Raw genomic sequence first — 6453 nt, 5'->3', positions numbered from 1 at the left:
GTTCTGGAAGGCGCCGTGGTTGCGGCGCGCATGTCAGCCGGCGAAGGGCAGGGCGGTGCGCTTTTTGCGCCGGTGCTGATGAGCGGGGCAGGCGGGCTGCGCGGCGGCGGGGAGCCGCGGGAGCGGCAGCACCGCTGGCTGCTGGCGGTGGACCAGGGGATCCTCTGCGCGATGCGCCACCTCGATCAGCTAGACCAGTGGGAGAGCGGCGCCCGCACCTGCACCAAATCCCTGTCGGGCCGCACTCCGCCGCGATTGATCGAGGTGTTCCGCAGCTGGCCGCTGGTGACAGCCCCGCTGGCCGAAGAGCTGAGCGGCGCCAGCCGGGCGGCGGTGCAAAGGAACATTGCCTGGTTTGAGGCGCAGAACCTGGTGCAGGAGGTGACAGGGCAGGGGCGGTTCCGCGTTTGGCGGGCGTCCTTGAGCGGCGCAGCCTGAGTTGGGGGTGGGCAGACCGTATCCGACTGCACCGGGTGTCGTTCGCCGATGCGCCGCTTAGGATCAATGCCCATGAACCAGATCCTCCCGATCGCGTTCAGATCAACTGGTCCACTTCATTTGATGACGGACAGTCAGGCTGTCGACAGGGTATGATGCTATCGTTAGCCGCGAAACGAGCAGCGTCGCTGGTCTTTCTGGTATTTCGAGCAGAACGAATTGTTGGCTTTCGACGCGATCAACGACCCTCGCGCCTACATGGAGGCCAAACGGTTGACCGAGACTGGAATGTCACCGAACCCCGCCCGAGTTGCAGACATCGGATCTGAACTGAAAGGCTTGTTGTAAAGAACTACAAGAAACGCCAAAGCGGATTTTCACGCTGAAGGTGTCAATGAGCGTTCAAAACTGACCCGGTTTCAGCGTTTGATTTTGACCCGTCGTTGGGGTGGCAAAGCCCCCAGGCGGGCCGCCCTCATTTAGCGAGTCCGCCTGGGGGCTTTGCTTGCAGCGCGCTATTTTTTTCTGCGGCTTTTGCTCTGCGCGAAGCGGTATGAAGTGTTGCCAGTCTCGATAATGGCGCAGTGGTGCGTGACGCGATCCAACAGGGCGGTCGTCATCTTCGCATCGCCAAAGACAGCAACCCATTCCCCGAACTCCAGGTTGGTGGTGATGATGTTGGTGGTGATGATGGCGCTGGTTTTCTCGTAGAGCTTGCTGATCAGGTGGAACAGCAGTGCGCCGCCGGATTTCGGGAACGGGATATAGCCCAACTCGTCGATGATAACGCAATCCAGTGCCGACAGTTGCCGGATGATCTTCCCGGTATTGCCGTCGGCCTGTTCCTTGATCAGGGCATTGATCAGATCGACCGCGTTAAAGAAACGGGCCTTCTTGCCGTTATTGATCAATGTGGTGCCAAGTGCGATGGCGATGTGGGTTTTTCCTGTCCCGGTTCCGCCCACCAGAATGAGGTTGTGCGCCTCTTCAGTGAACTGACCTGAGCAGAAGGGGTCGATCTGGGCCTTGGTGACCGCTGCCGCGCCGTAATCGAAGGTGGCAAAATCCTTGTGATGCGGGAACTTCGCGATGCGCATTTGATACTGGATGGAGCGCACCCGGCGCTCTACAGTCTCGGCGTCGATCAGTTGCTTTATCGCTGTGGTCAGACTTGGCGGCTTGCGCGCGGACAGCAAATCATGGGCGCAAGCTGCCATCCCGTGCAGCCTCAGGGCGGTCAGTTGATCGATGAGGGCGTTCATGCGGCAGCCTCCTCAGCCGAGCACAGCGCCTCATAGCGCTTGCAATCGGCCTCGGGCCGCAAGGTCAGCTGCGGGTAGGTATAGGCGTCGCTGAGCGGCGTGATGACCGGCTCCACCAACTGGTTGATCAGGTTGATGATGGCGGGCAGGCGCAGGGTGTTTTGCTCCACCGCCAGTTCGCAAGCCGCCTCGACCACCTCGATCCCGTGGTCCTGTGCCAGCAGAAGCAGGTCGACAAATTCCCGATCCCCGCCTTTGCCGGCCATGTAATGTTTCCTGATCCGATGCATGGCCTCGGGCAGCTGCCAGTCCACGAAGGGTGCCCCATTGCGCAAGGCGCCGGGCTTGCGATCCAGCAGAGGAACATAGTGCCAAGGCTCAAAGTAGCTGACATTGCGGGTGAAGCGGCGTTTGTGGTCGGCAATGACGTCCTGATCTGACACCAGCACGATCCGGTCCGCATAAGCGCGCAGGGAGACATGCTGGCCTGCAAACCGGGAAGGCACGCTGTAGCGGTTGTTGGCATATTGAACCAGGCAGGTGGAGCGGACGCGCACCGTCTTCTCCACATAGCCATCAAAAGCCCGCCCCAAGGGGCGCAGCTCGGCACGCTCATCTTCAAAAACCTCCGCAATCGTGCGAGCCGAGTGTTCAGGATGAAGCCGGTTTGCCAGTTCCTCGCAACGCAGGCGCAGCCAGTCATTCAAGGCATCGAGATCATCAAAAGCTGGCATGGGAACAAACAATCGGCCTCGCAAAAACTGAACCTGGTTCTCGACCTGCCCCTTCTCCCAACCCGACGCGGGTGTGCAGGCAGCCGGCTCCATTACATAGTGGTTCATCAACGCCAGGAAACGCGGATGGAACACCCGGTCTTTCGAGCGGGAGACATAAACCACCATCGTCTTGGGATTGTCGATTATCACCCGTCGCGGAACCCCGCCGTAGAAGGACAGCGCCCGCACAAAGGCATCCAGCACCATCTCCTGGCTCTCGCCGGGGTAGGCGGCGACAAAGGGTTTCCGGCTGTGGCACAGCCGGAAGTGGGCAACCTTCACCTTCTGCTCGACACCACCAAGGGCAACGCGCTCTTCGCTCCAGTCAAACTGGAGCGCATCACCGGCAGCAAAATGCAGGGGAATGAACGCATCTCCCGATCCGGCGCCGGCCCGCTTGAGGTCGCGGACAAAACGCTGAACAGGCGAATAGGACCCGGTATACCCTTCCAACACAAGTTGCTCGTAAAGCTTCTGCGCTGTCCGCCGCGCCCGGCGCGGGCGCTTTTGATCCTGCTCGAAGAGATCCTTAAGGCGCGTGTCAAATCCATCGCACAGCTTATGCCGAACCGGTGGCGCTTGACGCTGATAGCTTGGCGGGCTGTCGTCCTTCAGATACTTCTTGACCGTGTTCCGCGACAAACCGGTTGCCCGCGCCACAGATCGGATGCTGCGCCCCTCAACCAATACCCAACGCCGGATCTTTGACACGCTTTCCATCAATAACACCTGCTCTTTCCTCCGCGCTTTTCGGCGCGGATGCTAACGTGGCAGGTGGGTCAATTTTACTCGCTCATAACCCACCCAAGTGGGTCAATTTCGCATGCCGATTCACAACCGGGCGAAAGGGGTTGGGCTGGGACATGTAACACGTCATGATCTCCGACACAGCTCCGCGGTTTGGATGGCCGCTGCGGGGTGCGAGATGGAAAGAATTTCTCAGTATTTAGGACATGACGATGTGCAAACCACGCGAAAAATTTATGCTCGCTTCGCTCCCGATCATCTAAGAAAAGAGGCCGCTGCAGTAGAAGTCTACGATCTGTGCTAAATCCGACTTAGCATGCGGCTGGGCCTTAGAGCTCAGCCGCGCGTTCTAAGACCGACGATGTTCTTGCAGGTTGCTTCGACCAAAAAATGCTGCGCAACAGGCTCAACTACGCCATTTTCCTTCGCAAAGGAAAACTAAATTCGTTATTTTGCAATACATTAGTGCAAACCCCGGTCGCTCATAACGCTTTGGTTGCAGGTTCGAATCCTGCCGGGCCTACCACCGTCCCCGCCAAGACACCGGTTCGGCAGGACTGCTGATACCCCTCATCGCAAAGCTGATTTTCCGTCCTGAAACAGCAGATGCCATTCTGGTCTTAGGCCTGGCAGGAAGCTTTTGCTTTTTTCTAACCGTCTGATGGCTAAAGCGGCCAATGAGCAGGCCGGTTTATTCGTTTCGTTGTGTTTCCAAGCTGTTTTATGGCGTCCAACCGGCCAATAGACCTGTAGAGGCACAAGAGAGCATAATGGCAACCGAAAAACTCACAATCATCAAGGCAGACGTCAAGAACGAGGTGGCCAAGGCTGTGAAGCCGAAGTTTGTTCAGCTCGGCAATATGAATTTTGCGGCAACCGTGGAAGTCGATAAGAAAGTCGCCGCCGAACTGGACACTGACGCCCGCTTTGTCGCCAAACTGTATGATGACGCTACCAAGGAATACAAAAAGCTTCTGGCCGATTGCAGCCTGCGTGTCAGCCAGGCAAACGATCTGGGCTCGGTGCTGCCGCTGACCGATAAGGAGTGCAAAGAGCTGGACGCCGACCTCAAGAAGATCTTTGCGAAGTACGAAAAATCGATCGAACAGGTGGCAGCCAAACATTTCGACAAGTGGAAGCAGGCCAACAAGGACCGCAAGAAGTACCGCATCAAGGTGGTCAGCGCGATTGTCCTGGGCAGCGTTTGCGCCATCGGCAGCACCGCCTCATTGGCGGCGGGTGCGGTGACCGGCGGCGTGTCGATTGCCGCCAGCATTTACGGCATCGCGCAAAGCATCGTCTCGGTGGCGCGCGCAGTTCAAAAGGTGACGTCTGACATCGCCAAGATCCATGGCGAACTGGAGAAAGCGCTGAAACAGCTGGTCTCGGAATATCAAAAGCAATCCAAGGCCAAAGTGAAGGCCAAGGAGATCGGCAAGGAATTCCTGGCCGATTTTCTGAAGATTGAAACCGCGAGCTTCAACCGGGTGGACAAGCATCTGGAGACATACAAGGCCAAGCTCAAGAACATCGACCTGGAAATTGCGGGCCTCGGCAAAGAGCTGAACAAGCTGCTGGACAAGCAGGGCAAGCTTGACAAGGAGATCGAGAAGAAGCTGGGCAAGATGGCCAAGGACCGCAACTATAAAAGCAAGAAACTGGACGGGCTGTTCGCAGCCATGGAAGCGGCCCGCAAAGCCACGGCGCAGCTGATTAAGGATATCGAGGCTTATCACGTCAGCATCAAGCCGGCGGAGAAATTCCGCGACAATGCACAGAAGGCCGTTGATGCCTTGCGCCACAAGGATCCGGTCTGGACCAAATGGGCAATCTGGATCGGCAGCCTGGGCCTTACAACCGCAGTGACCAGCATCGCATCGGGCGGGGAAAACCTGATCAAGGCCGCCTCGGCAATAGAACAGGGTTTCACCGCGCTGTCCAGGGAACTCGCCTGAACCTGGCAGCACACTTGCGGGCCGCTGAAGACAGCGGGCCGCAAGCAGCCTGTCCGGACCAGCCCTGGCAAGGTATTGCACCCCCAGCCTCACCCCCGGTCACACCCCGCGCTTGCTATTGAGCCAGGCAGTCAGGTTTGCGGTCTCCACTGTTGTCAGCGCCCTATTGGCGACACCATAAGCGTAAAGCCTTTGACTGACCGGAAAATCCCGAGGCCCCGCTGTGATGGTCTGGCCGCCGTTGATCACCACACCGGTTTCATCCGCGCGCCATTCGGTGGCGTCCGCCCCCAGATCCGGAAGCGGTACCGTCAGCCTATCGCCGGCCTGGTCGTTTGACAGATACCAGGCACCGCTGCCCGGCTCCTGCATCAGCAGGGGCCTGAAGCTGTCCCCCCCCTCCTGCAACGCAGGGAGGCCAGGGAGATGGCGGACCGAAACAGCGCGCACCGATCCCTGGGTCGCGGGCGTGCCCTCGATCCAGAAGTTGCCGCCGGCCCCGTCGCCGCGCAGCAGGACCTCAGCCATGCCATTGGCGACCTGCCAGGGGCCAATGCCCGCATCATCCGCGCTGGTCCCCACCCTGGCGCGAAAGCCCCCCGACAGAAAGCCGAAGACTTCGAACGAGACGAGGTACCAATCCCCTACTACGATCCCGGCCCCATCCTTGTAGACATAGGATGTGCCGGAACCATCGCCGGTGCAGGTAAAACTGCCGTCGCCATTGCCGGCGAAGTTCCCGATGGTTGAGTACGGTGCCGCGAACAGCTCCGCCCCCTGCCCGCTGAGACGCTGCGCCAGCGGCCCGGCGCCCGCAGCGGCCATAACGCCCTGTGCGCCATCCAGTATCAGCGCCACCGGATCGTCAGGGCCGGCCACCCGCACCCGTCCTTTGATGTCCTGAAACATCCCGCCGGTGCTGGACGGATCCCAATAGCCGCCAAGCGCGCCGGGTGAATCAAACAGCGCACCGGGCGTGAACGGGTACTGAGCAGCCCCCTGGCCGGTCAACCTGGTGGCGGAATGCCCCAGCCCCAGCATCAGTACCACCCGGCCACGGATGCAGTCGTACCGGTCGCTTCGATACCCGCTGCGGAAAACCCGATGGTCTCGCCTGCAGAGACCGCATAAGTGATGATTGTGCCCGCCTCATCGCGCAGCACCAGATCCCCCGAAGCCAGCACCCGCAGCACCCGTGGCCGGACCGGCAGGTCGGTCCCGTCCTGCGGCGTGATCACCAAGTGATGGGTGGCGGGGCTTTCCAGCCCGCGGCGG

8 protein-coding genes are annotated in these 6453 nt (G+C 59.7%); 4 read left to right on the top strand and 4 right to left on the bottom strand.

Going from position 1 to position 6453, the window contains the following annotated elements:
* The coding region (locus A2I95_RS24720) for a helix-turn-helix domain-containing protein (RefSeq protein WP_291734125.1) at positions 1–438 on the top strand (438 nt) is incomplete at its 5' end.
* Between the two features lie 219 nt (positions 439–657).
* Complete coding sequence (locus A2I95_RS24715; protein WP_367152489.1) at positions 658–786, top strand: oxidoreductase C-terminal domain-containing protein; 129 nt, start codon at positions 658–660, stop codon at positions 784–786.
* A 167-nt stretch (positions 787–953) separates the two neighbouring features.
* Here the strand turns inward: A2I95_RS24715 and istB are convergent, their stop codons facing one another.
* Positions 954–1700, bottom strand: a complete 747-nt coding sequence (istB, locus tag A2I95_RS24710) for an IS21-like element helper ATPase IstB (protein ID WP_291734124.1) — start codon at positions 1698–1700, stop codon at positions 954–956.
* Positions 1697–3196, bottom strand: a complete 1500-nt coding sequence (istA, locus tag A2I95_RS24705) for an IS21 family transposase (RefSeq protein ID WP_291734122.1) — start codon at positions 3194–3196, stop codon at positions 1697–1699. The genes istB and istA overlap by 4 nt, the downstream gene beginning before the upstream one ends.
* 103 nt (positions 3197–3299) lie before the next feature.
* Here istA and A2I95_RS24700 point away from each other — a divergent pair, with 103 nt between their 5' ends.
* Positions 3300–3527, top strand: coding sequence for a tyrosine-type recombinase/integrase (locus A2I95_RS24700; protein ID WP_291734119.1), 228 nt, complete (start codon positions 3300–3302; stop codon positions 3525–3527).
* Between the two features lie 466 nt (positions 3528–3993).
* Positions 3994–5178, top strand: coding sequence for a hypothetical protein (locus A2I95_RS24695; protein ID WP_291734118.1), 1185 nt, complete (start codon positions 3994–3996; stop codon positions 5176–5178).
* Between the two features lie 99 nt (positions 5179–5277).
* Here the strand turns inward: A2I95_RS24695 and A2I95_RS24690 are convergent, their stop codons facing one another.
* On the bottom strand, positions 5278–6219 hold the full coding sequence (locus tag A2I95_RS24690; protein ID WP_027258703.1) for a hypothetical protein: 942 nt from the start codon (positions 6217–6219) through the stop codon (positions 5278–5280).
* Positions 6219–6453 (bottom strand): hypothetical protein (locus A2I95_RS24685; RefSeq protein WP_291734115.1); only part of this gene is annotated, 235 nt, incomplete at its 5' end. The genes A2I95_RS24685 and A2I95_RS24690, both read right to left, overlap by 1 nt.

Source organism: Leisingera sp. F5 (assembly GCF_001593695.1).
Note: the sequence above shows the minus strand (reverse complement) of the source record. Positions and strands in the feature narration are given on the sequence as shown.

Bases quoted from the DNA above. Each gene is read 5' to 3' on its own strand.
- istB (WP_291734124.1), bottom strand. From the start codon at position 1,700: ATGAACGCCCTCATCGATCAACTGACCGCCCTGAGGCTGCACGGGATG.
- A2I95_RS24690 (WP_027258703.1), bottom strand. From the start codon at position 6,219: ATGCTGGGGCTGGGGCATTCCGCCACCAGGTTGACCGGCCAGGGGGCT.
- A2I95_RS24700 (WP_291734119.1), top strand. From the start codon at position 3,300: ATGCCGATTCACAACCGGGCGAAAGGGGTTGGGCTGGGACATGTAACA.
- A2I95_RS24695 (WP_291734118.1), top strand. From the start codon at position 3,994: ATGGCAACCGAAAAACTCACAATCATCAAGGCAGACGTCAAGAACGAG.
- istA (WP_291734122.1), bottom strand. From the start codon at position 3,196: ATGGAAAGCGTGTCAAAGATCCGGCGTTGGGTATTGGTTGAGGGGCGC.